General features: G+C 37.6%; 17 protein-coding genes and 2 pseudogenes. 6 read left to right on the top strand and 13 right to left on the bottom strand.

The annotated features are described in order from the left end of the window. The first annotated feature begins 130 nt into the window (after positions 1–130). Both MK480_RS01510 and MK480_RS01505 read left to right on the top strand, forming a co-directional pair. On the top strand, positions 131–658 hold the full coding sequence (locus MK480_RS01510; RefSeq protein ID WP_001097395.1) for an ECF transporter S component: 528 nt from the start codon (positions 131–133) through the stop codon (positions 656–658). 11 nt (positions 659–669) lie between these two features. Continuing rightward, the gene (locus tag MK480_RS01505; protein ID WP_000159183.1) at positions 670–1,185 is read left to right on the top strand and encodes a transcription repressor NadR; all 516 of its coding nucleotides are present in this window, start codon (positions 670–672) and stop codon (positions 1,183–1,185) included. Here the strand turns inward: MK480_RS01505 and MK480_RS01500 are convergent. From MK480_RS01500 to MK480_RS01470, 7 genes and pseudogenes are all read right to left on the bottom strand, one after another. Continuing rightward, a pseudogene (locus MK480_RS01500) lies at positions 1,182–1,322 on the bottom strand (8-oxo-dGTP diphosphatase); the annotation flags it as partial. The gene MK480_RS01505 and the pseudogene MK480_RS01500 overlap by 4 nt on opposite strands. Before the next feature lie 77 nt (positions 1,323–1,399). Then, positions 1,400–2,365, bottom strand: a complete 966-nt coding sequence (locus MK480_RS01495) for a substrate-binding domain-containing protein (protein ID WP_000789622.1) — start codon at positions 2,363–2,365, stop codon at positions 1,400–1,402. A gap of 103 nt (positions 2,366–2,468) precedes the next feature. Next, entirely contained in the window at positions 2,469–3,413 is a 945-nt protein-coding gene (locus MK480_RS01490; protein WP_004248623.1) for an ABC transporter permease subunit, read from the bottom strand. A gap of 1 nt (position 3,414) precedes the next feature. Next, positions 3,415–4,893, bottom strand: coding sequence for a sugar ABC transporter ATP-binding protein (locus MK480_RS01485; protein ID WP_112443746.1), 1,479 nt, complete (start codon positions 4,891–4,893; stop codon positions 3,415–3,417). A gap of 13 nt (positions 4,894–4,906) precedes the next feature. Then, positions 4,907–5,305: a D-ribose pyranase gene (gene rbsD / locus MK480_RS01480; protein WP_268707094.1), complete on the bottom strand. Its 399-nt coding sequence runs from the start codon at positions 5,303–5,305 to the stop codon at positions 4,907–4,909. Further along, entirely contained in the window at positions 5,280–6,191 is a 912-nt protein-coding gene (gene rbsK, locus MK480_RS01475) for a ribokinase (RefSeq protein WP_268707093.1), read from the bottom strand. The genes rbsD and rbsK overlap by 26 nt, the downstream gene beginning before the upstream one ends. Then, on the bottom strand, positions 6,188–7,165 hold the full coding sequence (locus tag MK480_RS01470) for a LacI family DNA-binding transcriptional regulator (RefSeq protein WP_268707092.1): 978 nt from the start codon (positions 7,163–7,165) through the stop codon (positions 6,188–6,190). The genes rbsK and MK480_RS01470 overlap by 4 nt, the downstream gene beginning before the upstream one ends. A 135-nt stretch (positions 7,166–7,300) precedes the next feature. Here MK480_RS01470 and MK480_RS01465 point away from each other — a divergent pair. Next, positions 7,301–7,378: pseudogene (locus MK480_RS01465) on the top strand (DNA-binding transcriptional regulator); the annotation flags it as partial. Here the strand turns inward: MK480_RS01465 and MK480_RS01460 are convergent. The 5 genes from MK480_RS01460 to MK480_RS01440 form a co-directional block, all read right to left on the bottom strand. Beyond that, positions 7,375–7,842 carry an 8-oxo-dGTP diphosphatase gene (locus MK480_RS01460; RefSeq protein WP_268707091.1) on the bottom strand — a complete coding sequence of 156 codons (468 nt, stop codon included), beginning with the start codon at positions 7,840–7,842 and terminating at the stop codon, positions 7,375–7,377. The pseudogene MK480_RS01465 and the gene MK480_RS01460 sit on opposite strands and share 4 nt — an antisense overlap. A gap of 72 nt (positions 7,843–7,914) precedes the next feature. Continuing rightward, entirely contained in the window at positions 7,915–8,403 is a 489-nt protein-coding gene (locus tag MK480_RS01455) for a GNAT family N-acetyltransferase (RefSeq protein ID WP_268707090.1), read from the bottom strand. Positions 8,404–8,417: 14 nt separating this feature from the next. Beyond that, the gene (locus tag MK480_RS01450) at positions 8,418–9,044 is read right to left on the bottom strand and encodes an NAD(P)H-dependent oxidoreductase (protein ID WP_268707089.1); all 627 of its coding nucleotides are present in this window, start codon (positions 9,042–9,044) and stop codon (positions 8,418–8,420) included. Between the two features lie 9 nt (positions 9,045–9,053). Further along, positions 9,054–11,042 carry an excinuclease ABC subunit UvrB gene (gene uvrB, locus MK480_RS01445; RefSeq protein ID WP_023933623.1) on the bottom strand — a complete coding sequence of 663 codons (1,989 nt, stop codon included), beginning with the start codon at positions 11,040–11,042 and terminating at the stop codon, positions 9,054–9,056. A 76-nt stretch (positions 11,043–11,118) separates the two neighbouring features. Next, entirely contained in the window at positions 11,119–12,072 is a 954-nt protein-coding gene (locus MK480_RS01440) for a CPBP family intramembrane glutamic endopeptidase (RefSeq protein ID WP_268707088.1), read from the bottom strand. A gap of 172 nt (positions 12,073–12,244) precedes the next feature. Between MK480_RS01440 and MK480_RS01435 the strand changes: the two genes are divergently transcribed. From MK480_RS01435 to zwf, 3 genes are all read left to right on the top strand, one after another. Beyond that, entirely contained in the window at positions 12,245–14,410 is a 2,166-nt protein-coding gene (locus MK480_RS01435) for an ABC transporter substrate-binding protein/permease (RefSeq protein WP_268707087.1), read from the top strand. After that, a complete protein-coding gene (locus MK480_RS01430) occupies positions 14,410–15,150 on the top strand; it encodes an amino acid ABC transporter ATP-binding protein (protein WP_261096100.1) in 741 nt (246 codons plus the stop codon). The genes MK480_RS01435 and MK480_RS01430 overlap by 1 nt, the downstream gene beginning before the upstream one ends. A gap of 149 nt (positions 15,151–15,299) precedes the next feature. Then, the gene (zwf, locus tag MK480_RS01425; RefSeq protein WP_049501794.1) at positions 15,300–16,787 is read left to right on the top strand and encodes a glucose-6-phosphate dehydrogenase; all 1,488 of its coding nucleotides are present in this window, start codon (positions 15,300–15,302) and stop codon (positions 16,785–16,787) included. A 41-nt stretch (positions 16,788–16,828) separates the two neighbouring features. On the opposite strand, the gene ftsY is transcribed toward zwf, so the two are convergent. Continuing rightward, a complete protein-coding gene (gene ftsY / locus MK480_RS01420; RefSeq protein WP_261096102.1) occupies positions 16,829–18,118 on the bottom strand; it encodes a signal recognition particle-docking protein FtsY in 1,290 nt (429 codons plus the stop codon).

Below are 18,118 nucleotides of genomic sequence, written 5' to 3'. Positions count from 1 at the left end.
CAGTTTCTTTTTAGTGAAATCTTTACTAACTTTTAACTAAAAAACGACCTATAAACTTAAGTAAATTCTTGCTTTATTGTCTTGTTTATTGTACTATACTAGTGTATATACAGATAAAAAGGAGATTCTTATGAATACACGGAAAAAGACACAATTTATGACAATGACTGCCCTCTTAACGGCTATTGCAATTTTGATTCCGATTGTGATGCCTTTCAAGATTGTCATTCCACCTGCTTCTTACACTTTGGGGAGCCACATCGCTATTTTTATTGCCATGTTCTTGTCGCCCTTGATGGCAGTTTTTGTCATCCTAGCCTCTAGTTTTGGATTCTTGATGGCTGGCTATCCCATGGTTATCGTTTTTCGAGCTTTTTCCCATATCTTTTTTGGTACTCTAGGAGCTCTTTACTTACAAAAATTCCCCGATACTCTTGATAAACCAAAATCTTCCTGGATTTTCAACTTTGTTTTAGCTATCATTCATGCCCTTGCTGAAGTATTAGCCTGTGTCGTTTTTTACGCCACTTCCGGTACCAATGTAGAAAATATGTTTTATGTTCTATTTGTACTAGTTGGATTTGGCACAATTATCCATAGTATGGTAGACTATACATTGGCACTAGCTGTCTATAAAGTGCTTCGAAAACGCCGTTAAAAGGAAGAACTATGACAAAAGATCGCAAACAAGCCCTTCTCCAACTCTTGAAAGAAGCTCCTAAAGCCCTCAATGGCCAAAGTTTAGCTGAACATTTTCATGTTACACGCCAGGTCATTGTACAGGACATTGCAATTTTAAGAGCCGATGGCGCTCCTATCCTATCCACTAATCGTGGCTACATCTATAAGCAAATTGAAACCAATCCTTATGTTCACAAACTTTTCAAAGTGAAACATGAAGTTGAAGAAATCGGTCAAGAACTCCTTGCTATCGTTGATAATGGTGGACGTGTTCAAAATACCTTGATTGACCATCCCGTTTATGGAGAAATCGAAACCTTGCTGAAACTGTCTTGTCGCCGAGATGTGCAACATTTTCTAGAACAAGTCGAGCATTCTGACTTCAGACCTCTGTCTGAATTGACAGATGGTATCCATTACCACCTAGTCGAAGCCGAAACACAACAAGACCTCCACTATATCGAGGAGGCCTTGGATCAGCTAGGTTATTTAGTAAAGGATTAGAAAATTTTCTTTTCCCAATCGTCTTCTGTACGGCGAGGGTAGAAAAATTCAGATTTGTCAGGAGCTTCCATCATCTCCATCAAAGGTAGCATATCATAGGCCAGATCCAAGTTTGGAAGCTGGTCTTTTTGAATCCAATAGCTCAAATAGTAACAATGATATTTAAAAACCACATTGAATGAAAATTAACAACTACTTGCTTACTAAAAATATATCACCAGTTATGTTGATCAACATTATCCTTAGTCACAAGATAAATTGGAGAAACTGTTTCTTTTTCCAGTTTTTTCCCTTGATAATGATCTATTGCTGATTGAATAGCAATTTCACCCATCTTAGCTGGTTGCTGAGCAATAGTGGCAGTAATATCACCTTTTGCAATAGCATCATGTGCATCTGGTTGACCATCAATACCAACAATTAATACATTGCTAAGACCAGCTGCTTTTACTGCTTGTGCAGCTCCTAACGCCATCTCATCATTCTGTGCAAAGATTGCTTGTACTTCTTTGTTTCCTTGAATCATATTTTGCGCTGTATTCAAAGCTTTTGCGCGATCAAAATTAGCGGATTGACTAGAAAGAACATCTAAATTTGTCTTTGAAATTTGTTCAAATCCTTTACCTCTATCTACAGTTGCAGAAGCGCCAGGGACTCCTGATAATTCAAAAGTTTTTGCTTTTTCTCCCAATTGCTTGGTAATAAATTCTGCAGCCATTTTACCTGCTTCTACGTTATCAGAAGCAACAGTTGTCAAGACTTCACCACCATTACTACCGCGGTCAATTAAGATTACCGGAATGTTTGCATTATTAGCAGCTTTAATAGATGTAACAATTGCATCAGAATCAACTGGATTAATTAGTAAAGCATCTACATTTTGACTAATAAAATTTTGAATATCATCTGCTTGTCTAGCAGCATCATCTTGTGCATCTGCTATCTTCAAAGTTACTTCTTTTTCCCCTGCAGCTTTTTCAAGGCCATCTTTCATAGCCACAAAATAAGGATTGTTAGTAGTAGAAATAGAAACTCCTAATTTTAATTCTTTTGCCGACTTTTGAGTCGTAGATTTATTATCATTTGATGAATTTCCTAAACCAGTTTTTCCACAAGCTACTAAAGCAAAAATAAATGTTACAAACAAAGCAAAAATGCTAATTTTTTTAATATTTTTCATGTTATTACTCCTCGTAATATATATCTATAGGGATAGTTTCAATCCCGATTATTGTACGTCATCTAATAAATTGTTACTATTTCCAAAAAAATTGAAAATTATTCTACTGTTTTACAACTTTAAAACGATCAATCAGAACAGCAATTAAGATTACAACTCCTTTTACTACTTGTTGCCAAAATGCTGAAACACCAATAATATTAAGTCCATTATTCAAAACTCCAATAATTAAAGCACCTATTAGAGTCCCAAGTATACGACCTTTACCTCCAGATAAAGAGGTTCCTCCAAGAACAACAGCTGCAATAGCATCCATTTCATAACTAGCACCTGCTGTTGGTTGAGCAGAACTTAAGCGTGATGTTATAATTAATCCAGAAATTGAAGCCATAATACCTGATATTGAATAAATGATAATTTTCACTTTATTTAATTTCACACCTGATATATATGCTGCTTTTTCATTCCCCCCTATAGCATATACAGATTTACCAAATGCTGTTTTATGAAGCAAAACATATAAAACAATAAATACAATAAACATAATAATTACAGGAAATGGAATTCCTACTATGTAACCTTGCCCCAAAAATTGAAATAAGAATGTATCACTTAATCCTTTTGTAATAGGATTCCCATTTGTATAAACAAGTGTTGCTCCCCTAAAAATAGTCATAGTCGCTAAAGTGACGATAAATGGAGCTAATTTCCCGTAGGAAATCAATAACCCATTCATCATACCTAGAATGCAACCCAAAATTAAAGAGATGAGAATTGCTAACGTAACAGGCATTCCAGATCCTAATAAACCTGCTGTTAGCGCACTGGATAAGGCTAAAATTGATCCTACTGATAAATCGATTCCACCTGTTAGAATAACAAAGGTCATTCCAAAAGCGATCAGTGCATTTGATGTTACTTGCAATAGTAAATTTAACAGATTATTTGCTGTTAAAAAATTTGAATTGATAATAGTGATGACAGCCATTAAAATTATCAATGCTATTACTGTTGTCAATTCTGACATATACTTCATAGTATTTTTCACACTATTGTCCTCCTGTAGCTAGTTGCATAACTTTTTCTTGTGTAGCTTCTTGACGTGTTAATTCTCCACTAATTCTTCCTTCATGCATGACCATAATACGATCACTGACTCCGATCACTTCTGGTAAATCTGAAGATACCATAATAATCGGCACACCTCGTTCAGCCAATTCATTCATTAATTGGTAAATTTCACGCTTAGCACCAACATCTACCCCACGAGTTGGCTCATCTAGAATTAGTACTTTTGGAGCAATACCTATCCATTTTGCTAAAACTACTTTCTGTTGATTACCACCAGAAAGTGTCCCAACTTCCTTATCTGGATAACCTGATTTAATTCGTAGCCTATCAATTAAACGTTGTACAAATATATCACTTGTTTTATTATCAAAAATGCCATTTTTAACAAAATCACGAGTACTAGGTAAAGTCATATTATCTTTAATAGAAAAATCTAAAATCAATCCCTCATCTTTACGATCTTCTGTTAAGAAACCAATTCCATGCTTAATTGCTTCAAAAGGATTTTTAATTATCAGTTGTTCTTCGTTTATTATAATTTGACCAGATTTTAAAGAATCAATTCCAAAAATTGCTCGCATTATTTCAGTACGACCAGCACCCATCAAACCAGAAAAACCAAGAATTTCCCCTTGACGTACATAGAAAGAAATATCCGTAAAAGCATCACCAGAAAGATTCTTAGCTTGAAAAACAATATTCCCAATCTCAGCCTTTTTTTCTGGATAATAATCTTCTAATTCACGCCCTACCATCTTCTGAACTAATTCATCCGCATTAGTTAAGTTCGTTTTCTTGGTATCAATTACAAACCCATCCCTCATAACAGTTATAAGATCTGTAATCTTAAAGATTTCTTCCATCCGATGTGAAATATACACAATACCTACACCATCAGATTTTAATCCTTCTATCACTTTAAAAAGTGTTTCAGTTTCACGATCAGTTAAAGCTGCTGTGGGTTCATCCATAATTAACAAGGAAACTTCTGATAATAAACATTTTGCTATTTCTATCATTTGTTGTTGTCCGACTGATAATTGACCAATGATTGCATCGAGAGGAATAGAGATATTAAGACGTTTAAATGCTTCTTTAGCTTTCCTTTCCATACTAGCTTTATCTAGAAACCCAATCGAATTTTTAATTTCTCTTCCTAAAAAAAGATTATCAAGTACAGTCATATCTGGCCAAGTATTCATTTCTTGATGAATAAAACTCAGTCCAAACCGTTCTGCCTCTTGAGGATTAGAAAATGTTTTTTCTTTTCCATCAATAAAAATAGTTCCTGAAGTAGCTGGAAAAAGTCCAGTTAAAATATTCATTAAGGTTGATTTGCCTGCACCATTCTCTCCCATTAAAGCATGAACTTCTCCTGAATTAAGAACCAAATCAATACTTTCTAAAACACGATTATTCCCAAAAGATTTTGAAATGTTCTTCATTTCAATTTTCATAGGCAACCCCCTTCTAAATAATAACTCCTGATTGCAATATTATATTCGAATATGGTGTATCTTCCCCAGTGCGAATAACTGCCTTAACTTTAGTATTCATAGCTTTCAATTCTTCATGACTAATATATTCAATAATTATATTCGATCCCAAAAGATCTAGAACTGCTTGCCACTGTTCTGTGTTTTGTTCTTTAATTTCTTCTGCTAAGAAAATTTTTTCAATAAGTACATGATCTGAATATTCTTTTAAAACTTCTAAAAAACTTGGACTACCTTTTCTTAATGCTAAATCAATTTTATCAACACCTTTTGGAACTGGCAATCCTAAATCTCCGATACAAACCAAATCCATATGACCTAAATCATCAGCTAGTTTTGCTATATTACTATTTAAAATCCCATATTTCTTCATATCCTGAATGCTCCTTTATTTCTTTCAAACTCGGCATGCCTCCTTGCGCTCCAAATCTTTGAACAGAAAGATGTGAAGCAATCGTTGCAAAGGACAATGCAACATTCATCTCTTTTCCTTTTGAGATAGCATAAGCAAAAGCACCATTAAACGTATCTCCTGCTCCTGTAGTATCAACTACTTCTGCTTTTATAGCAGGAATTTTCTTAACTGCTGTCCCATCATAATAAATAGAACCTTCAACTCCCAATGTCACAATCATTTTATTAGGATAAATTTTAATAATTTCATTTAATTTCTTATCTGGAAAAAGCTCTGAACATTCGTGCTCATTAGGAGTAATAAAATCACAAAAAGGAATCATTTCTTTGTCTGTTTCTCTAGCTGGTGCAGGATTGTAAAGCACCTTAACTTGATTTTCTTGGCAAAATTTAGCTATAGATAAGTTGGCTTCATGTGGTATTTCATTCTGTAATACAACAATACTTGCATCACTAATCAATTCCCACTCATTTTTCCAATCATTTGTTCTAACTAAATTATTAGCTCCGGGATAATAAATAATCCTATTATCACCTCCGTATAAAGTAATTTGTGCAACTCCTGTAGATTGTGGTACCGTTCCCACATGTTCTACAGAAATATTATTATCTTGTAGATTAGTTAATAAATCTGATGAAAAAATATCTTCTCCTACGTTCCCAAATATGTAAATATTATCTTCAACACTGGATAATCTACCAATAGCTACAGCTTGATTTGCACCTTTTCCACCTGGAACTATATTAAATGAATCGCCAAAAATCGTTTCACCTCCTTCTGGAATCCTTTTTGTTCTCATAACTAAGTCCATTGAAATGCTTCCAACAACAACAATTTTACTCATTTCTTTCTCCTTAATGTATTTCTTTCTATGTACCTAACAGGGAGTTTAATTTTAGCTTCATCTATAGAGAACTTATTTGCCATATTATAGATTAGCTTTGCAGCCTGTTCTCCCATTTTATATGATGATTGGTGGATAGTTGATAAAGAAGGATAAATAAATTGACTAAGTACAATATCATCATAACCAATGATTTGAATATCATCTGGAATTTTTTTCCCAATTGCTAAAATTTCATGAATATAAGCTATCGCATGAATATCAGAAGGTGCTATAATACTATCAATATTTGGATTTCTTTTTAGATTATCTTTAGCTTCTTTTTGAATTTTTTCAAAGTCAAACGTTTCACTTTCTTCAATACAAATTTCTAAATTTTTATTCCTCAAATAGTTTAAACTTGCTTCAAATCGTTCCACAATATTCTCAGCTTTATCATCTAAAACTTTGATGATCATAACCTTCTCAGCGCCAGCATTCCAAATTGCTTTAGCAGCCAAACGTCCACCCAACTGATTATCAGAAAAAACACCATAGCCTGTATCTTTACTAATCCGGTCAACCACAACAACAGGTAATGTTAGATTTGGAAATTCCTTTGTAAAGTCAAGTGTTGTTATAATACCAGCTGCATTTGTTTTTAACAAAAGGTTTATATATTCTTCTAACGAATCATGATCTGAAATAGTACCAACCATAATCCTATAACCTTTATCTTTCAAATATGATTCGGCTCCTCGAACCAATCTTGGAAAAAAGGGATTAGAAATGTCTGGTAGTAAGAGACCTACCATTTGATTTTTTTTAGTTTTTAAAGATTGTGCTAATACATTTGGCGTGTAATTTAATTTCTTAATAGCATTTTTTATCTTTTCTCTCGCATCATCTCCGACATAGCCTTTTTTCGAAATATATCTTGAAACTGTTGATTTTGATACTCCAGCTTCTTCAGCAACCTGTTTTATTGTAATCATCACTCCTCCTCTTTTATTGTGGAACCGTTCCCTTACTTATATAGTAAGCGTTTTCTTTGTTTTTGTCAATACTTTTTTAGAAATATTTTAAATTTATTTCAGAGTATATATGTTTTTTCCTAATCTTCTATTACTATTAAGCAGGAAACCAAACAAGACCTCCACTATATCGAGGAGGCCTTGGATCAACTAGGTTATTTAGTAAAAGACTAGAAGATTTTCTTCTCCCAATCATCTTCTGTACGGCGAGGGTAGAAAAACTCTGACTTGTCAGGAGCTTCCATCATCTCCATCAAGGGTAACATATCATAGGCCAGATCCAAGTTTGGAATCTGGTCTTTTTGCACCCAAGAAACTTCTCCTTCATCTGAAGAGCGAAGGGTACCAGAGAACTCAGTTGTCTTATAACAAACGACAATATAGCGCCCACCTGTATCCAGTGGCCAATTTTTAATGCCGACAAGTTGAGGATTTTGGATAGTCAATCCTGTTTCTTCATAGATTTCACGAATAACAGACTCTGCGAAAGATTCGCCATTTTCTACATGGCCTCCTGGAAAGGCATAACCAGACCAGCGATTGGTTTCAGGAGAGCGATACTGCATAACCACGCGCTGAGTTTCGGGGTCTTCAATCAGACAGATATTGGTTAAAATCGTTAATTGAGAACGGGACATAAATTTACTCACTTTCTAATTTATTAAATTTTAAGACTTGGTACCAAAGCCATGAGCTTCTACTTTTTAAAACTATTTAGAATAGAATACCATCCGTTTTTCCTTTATAGGCTTTCCAAGTTCAAGCATCTTTTCTTGTCCATCAAAAGTAAAGCCCATTTTTTGATAGAAAGCAATGGCGCGCTTATTATCTTTCAATACCCATAAGAAAATTTCAGAAAAATGATCAAGAGCAATCAAAGCTGCTTTCATTAACTTTTGTGCGATACCTTTTCCATAATAGTCTTTTAAAACATATAAAGCAATAATTTCACCAGCTTGAATAGTCTCATCACGAAAGTTGCCATAACTTATAAAACCAACTACCTTCAGACCATCCATCGCAATCAATGTATTTTCTGGAAACTTTTGACTAAAGAATCGACATCTTTCTAATGTCATTGTCTCCTGAAATTCTGCAGACAAAAGGTCGTCATAAGCTTCTCTCCACGCTTTCCAGTGAACAAGTGATTTACCTTCTATCTCTTCAGGAGTTTCCATTGATTTAATAATAACCGTCATTTATTTTCTTCTCCTTAATCCAACAGTCTGACTTCCTTTGCTACTTTTTGTAGAAATTTTTGTCTTGTTGAACTTGTATTTACTTCACGGCCTAACTCTCCCAAGATTGAAACCCTCTTTGTTTTTATGCCACAGTGATTCAATACAGCATTCTTTAATACTGATATTCCATAACTGTCTGGAATGTTAATCGGACCTGAAAATACTTTGTACCACCAAGTTGGTGCCATAGAAGTTGCATAGATACTAGCTGTTTTTCCTTTTAATAACTTTTTGAACTGTTTACCTCTCAAGTAATTCAAAATAAAGCTTCCTCGATTATTTGCAGAGTATGCAATGCCTGGCGTAAAAACACGATCAATCCACCCCTTCAATAGACTAGGCATACTACTCCACCAAATAGGATAAACAAAAATGAAATGATCTGCCCACTGAATTAATTCTTGAGAGCGTAGAATAAACGGATTTTCCTCCATCCTTTGTCGATAACCATAACGTAAAACAGGATCAAACTCTTCTTCATTAAGATTAATCATTTCAAGTTCATGTCTATTTGAGTCTATGTTTTCTACAATCGTTTGAAAAATTGCTTGGCAGTAACTTTCTTTATCAGGATGTCCATTGATAACTAAAATATTCATAAAATTCCCCTAATCCAACGCCTTGACTTCCAGCATCATATCACGAATCTGAGCTGCTAGTTCAAAGTCAAGCACTTCAACTGCTTCTTGCATTTGTTTTTCAAGTTTCTTGACAAGTTCTTTGCGTTCTTGTTTGTTGAGGCTATTGATGTCAACTTCCTTGTCTTCTTCCTTAGCAACTGCCTTGGTCACAGCAATCAGATCACGGATTTCTTTCTTGATTGTCTGAGGCACAATACCGTGTTCTTCATTATAGGCCATCTGAATTTTCCGACGGCGAGCTGTTTCATCGATAGCACGTTGCATAGACTGAGTCACGGTGTCCGCATACATAATGACATGACCTTCGCTATTACGAGCAGCACGTCCAATGGTCTGTATTAAACCACGTTCGTTACGAAGAAAACCTTCCTTGTCAGCATCGAGAATAGCTACTAGGCTCACTTCAGGAACGTCAATTCCTTCACGGAGCAGGTTGATTCCGACCAAGACATCAAAGACACCCAAACGCAGGTCACGGATAATCTCTGTCCGCTCTAAAGTCTTGATATCCGAGTGCATGTACTTGACCTTAATTCCCATTTCTTTAAAATAGTCGGTTAAATCCTCTGCCATTTTCTTAGTCAAGGTTGTGATAAAGGTTCGTTCGTTCTTTTCAACACGGGCATTAATTTCACCTAAGAGGTCATCAATCTGTCCCATTGTCGGACGGACTTCTACCTCTGGATCTAAAAGCCCAGTCGGGCGAATAATTTGCTCAATCACTGTCTCGGTCTGTTCATTTTCATAGTCACCAGGTGTCGCTGAAACATAAACAATCTGATGCACATGGCTTTCAAACTCCTCACGACGGAGAGGACGATTGTCCAGAGCAGACGGCAAACGGAAACCGTAATTTACTAACATTTCCTTACGAGAACGGTCTCCATTGTACATGCCTTTGATTTGTCCCATGGTCATGTGGCTCTCATCAATCATGATCAAGAAATCATCTGGGAAAAAGTCTAGAAGCGTATAAGGAGGCTCACCTTCGCTACGACCATCCATGTGACGTGAATAGTTCTCAACCCCGTTGGTATAGCCCATCTCACGCAGCATTTCGATATCGTACTCTGTCCGTTGTTTCAAGCGCTGGGCTTCAAGCAGTTTGCCTTCCTTTTCAAAGATAGCTAGTTGCTCTTCTAATTCCGCTTGAATCTTGGCAATGGCAACTTCCATATGGTCGTCATTGGTCACAAAGTGAGTAGCTGGGAAAATCGCCAAATGATCCACTTCTCCCAACACCTGACCTGTCAGAGCCTCAACCTCACGGATACGGTCAATTTCATCTCCAAAAAATTCTACTCGAAAGGCGTGTTCATCACGGGAAGCTGGGAAAATCTCCACCACATCCCCACGCACACGAAATCTTCCCCGTTGGAAATCAATATCATTACGTTCAAACTGAATATCGACCAAGTCATTCAAGAGTTTATCACGAGAAATCTCTAGACCAGGACGGAGACTCACGACACTATCAGCGTATTCCTTGGGCGAACCCAAACCATAGATACAAGAGACTGAAGCCACGACGATAACATCATTGCGCTCCAAAAGAGCCGAAGTCGCTGAGTGTCGGAGCTTATCAATCTCATCATTGACAGAGCTATCCTTTTCAATATAGGTATCACTAGAAGGGACATAGGCTTCTGGCTGGTAATAGTCATAGTAAGACACAAAATACTCAACTGCATTTTCAGGGAAAAATTCCTTAAATTCTCCATAGAGCTGGCCTGCTAGAGTTTTATTGTGGGCAATAACCAGAGTTGGTTTATTGACTTTGGAAATGACTTGACTCATGGTATAGGTCTTCCCTGTTCCGGTCGCTCCCATCAGAATCTGAGCTTTTTCTCCACCCTCGATATTATCAACCAACTGCTCGATAGCTTGGGGTTGATCTCCTGAAGGTTGGTATTTTGATACTAGTTTAAATTGATTATCTGTAATACGATTGATCATAAGAATCCTCTCTCGATATGCTATTCCTATTTTAGCATACTTGTAGCATTTTCACGAAGAAAAGGACAGACCAAAGTCACATCCTTTCATTTTCTTTCTTTAATTGATAAGCGAGATAGAAAATCAAAAGTAACAAGACTAGACTTGTCATGATAGAACCTTCAATCCCAAAAGATCCTCCTGATAGCCAACCTTGATCGCCTTGTGGTAAAAAGGTCATCAATGACGTTCCTGATGGTTGACCACTAACTAAAATCCCAAAGAGATTGCCCTGAGCAAAATTCCAGGCGCCATGAATACCTGCTACCCCCAAAACTGTATCTGTTTTGAGGAGGTAAAGTGACATGGCAACTCCGAATAAGAAGAGATTCACTAGAGATAGAGGTGTGAGACCCGAATTGCCCATATGAAGCAGGGTAAAGAACATGCTAGATATAAGAACAGCAAGTTTTAAATTGGTTCTTGAAGCCAATTGAGGAAGGAGCCATGCACGGGACACCACTTCTTCTGCTGTCCCCTGTAAAATCCAAAATGGGATAGTAAATACAACAAAGGCAAGCGAATAAGGATTCAAGTGAATTGATTCCAAACGATATTGCCCTAAGCCCACCAAACCTAACAAGGTCAGAAGAAAAAGTGCCAGACCTAGACCAAATCCTTTCAGAAGACTGCTGAAGAAATTCTCTCTATAAAATCCCAAGGTTCGAATAGGCCTTTTCTCAATTTTTCTAGTCCATCTGAATACAGTGTTGAGTATAAAACCAAAGGACAGCAATTCTAAAATTAAACGAAAGTCACTTGTTTTATCCGTCAAGCTCACCAGCAAGTTTTGGAAGTAGCTTGCAAGATTTTGACCAGCCTCTCCAAAATTTCTAGCAAGGCCGACGAGAGCTAACAAGCTAATACCATACAAAGTATATGCAACGAACTCTCCTATGAAGACAAAAACAAAGGCTAACAAGAGACTTGTGTAGAGGTTTAACCGCATTTGAGAAGCTTGGAAGTCTTTAAATATTCTCTTGTTCTTCATATTCTTGCCCTCTTTTCTTCTACTATATACTATTATTATAGCACTTTGTAGTAGCAATTCAAGAAAGAAAATAAAAAACGATGTTACATTTTCTAACACAAAAATATAAAAAATTTGCCTTTTTTTACTTTTTCTGATATAATGGGAAAATATTCGGAAAAGGAGACTAAAAATGAAGAAAAAATTTCTAGCATTTTTGCTAATTTTATTCCCAATTTTCTCATTAGGTATTGCGAAAGCTGAAACGATTAAGATTGTTTCTGATACCGCCTATGCACCTTTTGAGTTTAAAGATTCAGATCAAACTTATAAAGGAATTGATGTTGATATTATCAACAAAGTCGCAGAGATTAAAGGATGGAACATTCAGATGTCCTATCCTGGATTTGACGCAGCGGTAAATGCGGTTCAAGCTGGTCAAGCTGACGCTATCATGGCAGGGATGACAAAGACTAAAGAACGTGAAAAAGTTTTCACCATGTCTGATACTTACTATGATACAAAAGTTGTCATTGCAACTACTAAGTCACACAAGATTAGTAAATATGACCAATTAAAAGGAAAAACTGTTGGTGTTAAAAACGGAACAGCCGCTCAACGTTTCCTTGAAAGTATCAAGGATAAATACGGCTTTACTATTAAAACATTTGACACTGGTGATTTGATGAACAACAGCTTGAGTGCTGGTGCCATTGATGCTATGATGGATGACAAACCTGTTATCGAATATGCCATCAACCAAGGGCAAGATCTCAGTATCAACATGGACGGAGAAGCCGTTGGAAGCTTTGCTTTTGGAGTTAAAAAAGGTAGCAAGTACGAATACCTAGTTACAGAATTTAACGAAGCTTTAGCTCAGATGAAAAAAGATGGTAGCCTTGATAAAATCATCAAGAAATGGACTGCTTCATCATCTTCAGCAGTGCCAACCACAACTACTCTAGCAGGCTTAAAAGCTATTCCTGTTAAAGCTAAATACATCATTGCCAGCGATTCTTCTTTTGCACCTTTTGTTTTCCAAAATTCAAGCAACCAATACACTGGTATTGATATGGAATTGATTAAGGCAATCGCTAAAGACCAAGGTTTTGAAATTGAAATCACCAACCCTGGTTTCGATGCCGCTATTAACGCTGTCCAAGCTGGTCAAGCAGATGGTATCATTGCTGGTATGTCTGTCACAGATGCTCGTAAGGCGACTTTTGATTTCTCAGATTCATACTACACTGCAAACACAATCCTCGGCGTCAAAGAATCCAGCACTATTGCTTCTTATGAAGATTTGAAAGGGAAGACGGTCGGTGTTAAAAACGGAACTGCTTCTCAAACATTCCTAACAGAAAATCAAAGCAAATACGGTTATCAAATTAAAACCTTCGCTGATGGTTCATCAATGTATGACAGTTTAAACACTGGTGCCATTGATGCTGTTATGGATGATGAACCTGTTCTCAAATATTCTATCAGCCAAGGTCAAAAATTGAAAACACCAATCCCTGGAAGTCCAATCGGAGAAACAGCCTTTGCCGTTAAAAAAGGCACAAATCCAGAATTGATTGAAATGTTCAATAACGGACTTGCTAACCTTAAAGCAAACGGTGAATTCCAAAAGATTCTTGACAAATACCTAGCTAGCGAATCTTCAACTACTTCAACAAGCACTGTTGACGAAACTACAATCTGGGGCTTGCTTCAAAACAACTACAAACAACTCCTTAGCGGTCTTGGTATCACTCTTGCTCTAGCTCTTATCTCATTTGCTATTGCCATTGTCATCGGGATTATCTTCGGTATGTTTAGCGTTAGCCCATACAAATCTCTTCGCGTAATCTCTGAGATTTTCGTTGACGTCATTCGTGGTATTCCTTTGATGATTCTTGCAGCCTTCATCTTCTGGGGAATTCCCAACTTCATCGAGTCTATCACAGGCCAACAAAGCCCAATTAACGACTTTGTAGCTGGTACTATTGCCCTCTCACTCAATGCGGCTGCTTATATCGCTGAAATCGTTCGTGGTGGTATTCAGGCCGTTCCAGTTGGCCAAATGGAAGCCAGCCGAAGCTTGGGGATTTCTTATGGAAAAACCATGCGTAAGATTATCTTGCCACAAGCAACAAAACTTATGCTTCCAAACTTCGTCAACCAATTCGTTATCGCTCTTAAAGATACAACCATCGTATCTGCTATCGGTTTGGTTGAACTTTTCCAAACTGGTAAGATTATCATCGCCCGTAACTACCAAAGTTTCAAGATGTATGCAATCCTTGCCATCTTCTATCTTGTAATTATCACACTTTTGACTAAACTAGCGAAACGCTTAGAAAAGAGGATTCGTTAATGGCAAAACTAAAAATTGATGTAAATGATTTACACAAAAACTACGGAAAAAATGAAGTCCTAAAAGGAATTACGACTAAGTTCTATGAAGGAGATGTTGTTTGTATCATCGGTCCTTCAGGTTCTGGTAAGTCAACCTTCCTCCGTAGCCTCAATCTTCTAGAAGAAGTCACTAGCGGTCACATCACTGTGAACGGTTATGACTTAACTGAAAAAACAACCAATGTTGACCACGTCCGTGAAAATATCGGCATGGTTTTCCAACACTTCAACCTCTTCCCACACATGTCTGTATTGGACAACATTACTTTTGCTCCTATTGAACACAAGTTGATGACTAAGGAAGAAGCTGAGAAATTGGGAATGGAGTTGCTTGAAAAGGTTGGTCTAGCAGATAAAGCTAATGCCAACCCAGATAGCCTATCAGGTGGTCAAAAACAACGTGTGGCCATCGCTCGTGGACTTGCAATGAATCCAGACATCATGCTCTTTGATGAACCAACTTCTGCCCTTGACCCTGAGATGGTCGGAGACGTACTAAACGTTATGAAAGACTTGGCTAAACAAGGCATGACCATGATTATCGTAACCCATGAGATGGGATTTGCTCGTCAGGTTGCCAACCGCGTTATCTTTACTGCAGATGGTGAGTTCCTTGAAGACGGAACACCAGATCAAATCTTTGATAACCCACAACACCCACGTCTAAAAGATTTCTTGGACAAGGTTTTAAACGTCTAAACACAAACTGTAAGGATTTCCTTGCAGTTTTTTCTATCTTGTATTGGATTTTTTGATTTTTCGGAAAATTATGTTAGAATTAAGTTTATAAAATGAGGTTTCCTCATACCTAGCAAGACTAGGAATAAAAATAGAAATTAGGTAGCTAGATGTCATCTAAGGTTATTGTTACAATTTTCGGTGCGAGTGGAGACCTGGCTAAACGCAAGCTCTACCCTTCCCTTTTTAGACTATATAAATCCGGCAATCTTTCCGAGCACTTTGCTGTCATTGGAACTGCTCGTCGTCCATGGAGCAAGGAATATTTTGAATCTGTTGTAGTCGAATCCATCCTTGATTTGGCAGATAGTACCGAACAGGCTCAAGAGTTCGCTAGCCACTTCTACTATCAAAGTCATGATGTCAATGATACAGAACACTACATTGCTTTACGTCAATTGCAGGCTGAACTAAATGACAAGTACCAAGCTGAACACAACAAGCTCTTCTTCTTGTCTATGGCACCTCAGTTCTTTGGAACTATCGCAAAACACCTCAAGTCTGAAAACATTGTTGACGGTAAAGGTTTTGAACGCTTAATCGTTGAAAAACCATTTGGTACAGATTACGCAACTGCAAGCAAGTTGAATGACGAGCTCCTAGCAACATTTGATGAAGAACAAATTTTCCGTATTGACCATTATCTTGGTAAGGAAATGATTCAAAGCATCTTTGCAGTTCGCTTTGCCAACCTGATTTTCGAAAACGTTTGGAACAAGGACTTTATCGACAATGTTCAAATTACCTTTGCGGAGCGCTTGGGTGTAGAAGAACGTGGTGGCTACTATGACCAATCAGGTGCCCTCCGTGATATGGTACAGAACCATACACTCCAACTTCTTTCTCTCCTTGCTATGGACAAGCCAGCAAGCTTCACAAAAGACGAGATTCGTGCTGAGAAGATTAAAGTCTTTAAAAACCTCTATCATCCAACTGATGAAGAGCTTAAAGAACACTTTATCCGTGGTCAATACCGCTCTGGTAAGATTGATGGCATGAAATATATCTCTTATCGTAGCGAACCAAATGTAAATCCAGAATCAACAACTGAAACTTTTGCATCTGGTGCCTTCTTTGTAGACAGCGATCGATTCCGTGGTGTTCCTTTCTTCTTCCGTACTGGTAAACGTCTAACTGAAAAAGGAACTCATGTCAACATCGTCTTTAAACAAATGGATTCTATCTTTGGTGAGCCACTTGCTCCAAACATCTTGACCATCTATATCCAACCAACAGAAGGCTTCTCTCTTAGCCTAAATGGGAAGCAAGTAGGAGAAGAATTCAACTTGGCTCCCAACTCACTTGATTACCGTACAGATGCGACCGCAACTGGTGCTTCTCCAGAACCATACGAGAAATTGATTTATGATGTCTTAAATAACAACTCAACTAACTTTAGCCACTGGGATGAAGTTGGTGCGTCATGGAAATTGATTGACCGTATCGAAGAGCTCTGGGCTGAAAATGGTGCCCCACTTCATGACTATAAAGCTGGAAGCATGGGACCTCAAGCAAGCTTTGACTTACTTGAAAAATTCGGTGCCAAATGGACTTGGCAACCAGATATCGCCTATCGTCAAGATGGTCGTTTAGAATAAAAAAATCCTGCAAGATTGCCTTGCAGGATTTTTGCTTTTGATTAGATTAAGCCTTCCAAGAGACCCTTCATAAAGTTTTCTGAGTTAAACTCTCCAATATCATCGATTTTTTCACCAAAACCAATCAATTTTACAGGAATATTGAGTTCTTCACGGATGGCTAATACTACACCACCACGAGCAGTTCCATCAATCTTAGTCAAGACAATTCCAGTTAATGGCGTGATTTTTGAAAATTCTTTGGCCTGTACCAGGGCATTTTGACCTGTTGATGCATCAAGAGCCAAGAAGGTTTCATGCGGCGCCTCTGGAACAACACGCTTTATGATGCGTCCAATCTTCTCCAACTCAGCCATGAGGTTGTCCTTGTTTTGCAAACGACCAGCAGTATCAATCATAAGAATATCGATACCTTCAGCCACTGCACGTTCCATGCCATCAAAGACCACGCTGGCTGGATCAGCTTTTTCAGGTCCAGTTACAACTGGAACGTCAACACGACGACCCCATTCAGCAAGCTGGGCTACCGCCCCCGCACGGAAGGTATCTGCCGCAACCAACATTACCTTCTTACCTGCTTGTTTGTAGCGGTGAGCTAGTTTCCCGATAGAAGTTGTTTTCCCAACACCATTAACCCCAACAAAGAGCATAACTGTCAAGCCATCTTGGAAGTGGATATTTTCATCGTAGTTGCCATCCTTTTCATAAAGCTCAACCAATTTCTCAATGATGACACGACGAAGTGCATCAGGTTTCTTGGCGTTTTCAAGCTTGGCTTCGTAGCGTAACTCCTCTGTTAAATTAGAAGCGACCTGTACACCAACGTCACTCATGATCAGTAGTTCTTCCAACTCCTCGAAGAATTCTTCATCGACAGAGCGGAAATTTGCAAAGAAGGCGTTCAAGCGAGCTCCGAAGCCTGTACGAGTTTTCTTGAGACTGCGGTCATATTTTTCCTGAACTGTTTCTTCTACCTGAGGCCTTTCTGCTCCAAGCACTTCAGAACTATTTTCATCGACAGTTCCTTCATACTCAAAATTCTCTTCCTCTTCGACTTCTTCTGAGTTTACAAATTCTTCTATTTCTTCTTGAGAAACTTCTACAGTTGACTCTGAATCCTGACTCTCTTCAACTGTCTCTTGATTTTCCTCTTCTTGGAGCAGAGCTTCTTCAGAACTTTCAACTTCTGTTTCTTCTTGAAGAATTCCCTCAGCTTCTGTAAGAGAAGACTCAACATCTTCAGACAAATCAAGATTTTCCAAAGCTTCTTTTACAACTTCTTCGATTTTAGGTTCTTCTTTTTTTCCGAATAGACGGTCAAATAATCCCAT

The sequence above is a fragment of the Streptococcus mitis genome, from assembly GCF_026782895.1.
GTDB lineage: Bacteria > Bacillota > Bacilli > Lactobacillales > Streptococcaceae > Streptococcus > Streptococcus mitis_CB.
This window is presented reverse-complemented; position numbering and strand designations above follow the sequence as displayed.

Bases quoted from the DNA above. Each gene is read 5' to 3' on its own strand.
- MK480_RS01510 (WP_001097395.1), top strand. From the start codon at position 131: ATGAATACACGGAAAAAGACACAATTTATGACAATGACTGCCCTCTTA.
- MK480_RS01505 (WP_000159183.1), top strand. From the start codon at position 670: ATGACAAAAGATCGCAAACAAGCCCTTCTCCAACTCTTGAAAGAAGCT.
- MK480_RS01495 (WP_000789622.1), bottom strand. From the start codon at position 2,365: ATGAAAAATATTAAAAAAATTAGCATTTTTGCTTTGTTTGTAACATTT.
- MK480_RS01485 (WP_112443746.1), bottom strand. From the start codon at position 4,893: ATGAAAATTGAAATGAAGAACATTTCAAAATCTTTTGGGAATAATCGT.
- rbsD (WP_268707094.1), bottom strand. From the start codon at position 5,305: ATGAAGAAATATGGGATTTTAAATAGTAATATAGCAAAACTAGCTGAT.
- rbsK (WP_268707093.1), bottom strand. From the start codon at position 6,191: ATGAGTAAAATTGTTGTTGTTGGAAGCATTTCAATGGACTTAGTTATG.
- MK480_RS01470 (WP_268707092.1), bottom strand. From the start codon at position 7,165: ATGATTACAATAAAACAGGTTGCTGAAGAAGCTGGAGTATCAAAATCA.
- MK480_RS01460 (WP_268707091.1), bottom strand. From the start codon at position 7,842: ATGTCCCGTTCTCAATTAACGATTTTAACCAATATCTGTCTGATTGAA.
- MK480_RS01455 (WP_268707090.1), bottom strand. From the start codon at position 8,403: ATGACGGTTATTATTAAATCAATGGAAACTCCTGAAGAGATAGAAGGT.
- MK480_RS01450 (WP_268707089.1), bottom strand. From the start codon at position 9,044: ATGAATATTTTAGTTATCAATGGACATCCTGATAAAGAAAGTTACTGC.
- uvrB (WP_023933623.1), bottom strand. From the start codon at position 11,042: ATGATCAATCGTATTACAGATAATCAATTTAAACTAGTATCAAAATAC.
- MK480_RS01440 (WP_268707088.1), bottom strand. From the start codon at position 12,072: ATGAAGAACAAGAGAATATTTAAAGACTTCCAAGCTTCTCAAATGCGG.
- MK480_RS01435 (WP_268707087.1), top strand. From the start codon at position 12,245: ATGAAGAAAAAATTTCTAGCATTTTTGCTAATTTTATTCCCAATTTTC.
- MK480_RS01430 (WP_261096100.1), top strand. From the start codon at position 14,410: ATGGCAAAACTAAAAATTGATGTAAATGATTTACACAAAAACTACGGA.
- zwf (WP_049501794.1), top strand. From the start codon at position 15,300: ATGTCATCTAAGGTTATTGTTACAATTTTCGGTGCGAGTGGAGACCTG.
- ftsY (WP_261096102.1), bottom strand. From the start codon at position 18,118: ATGGGATTATTTGACCGTCTATTCGGAAAAAAAGAAGAACCTAAAATC.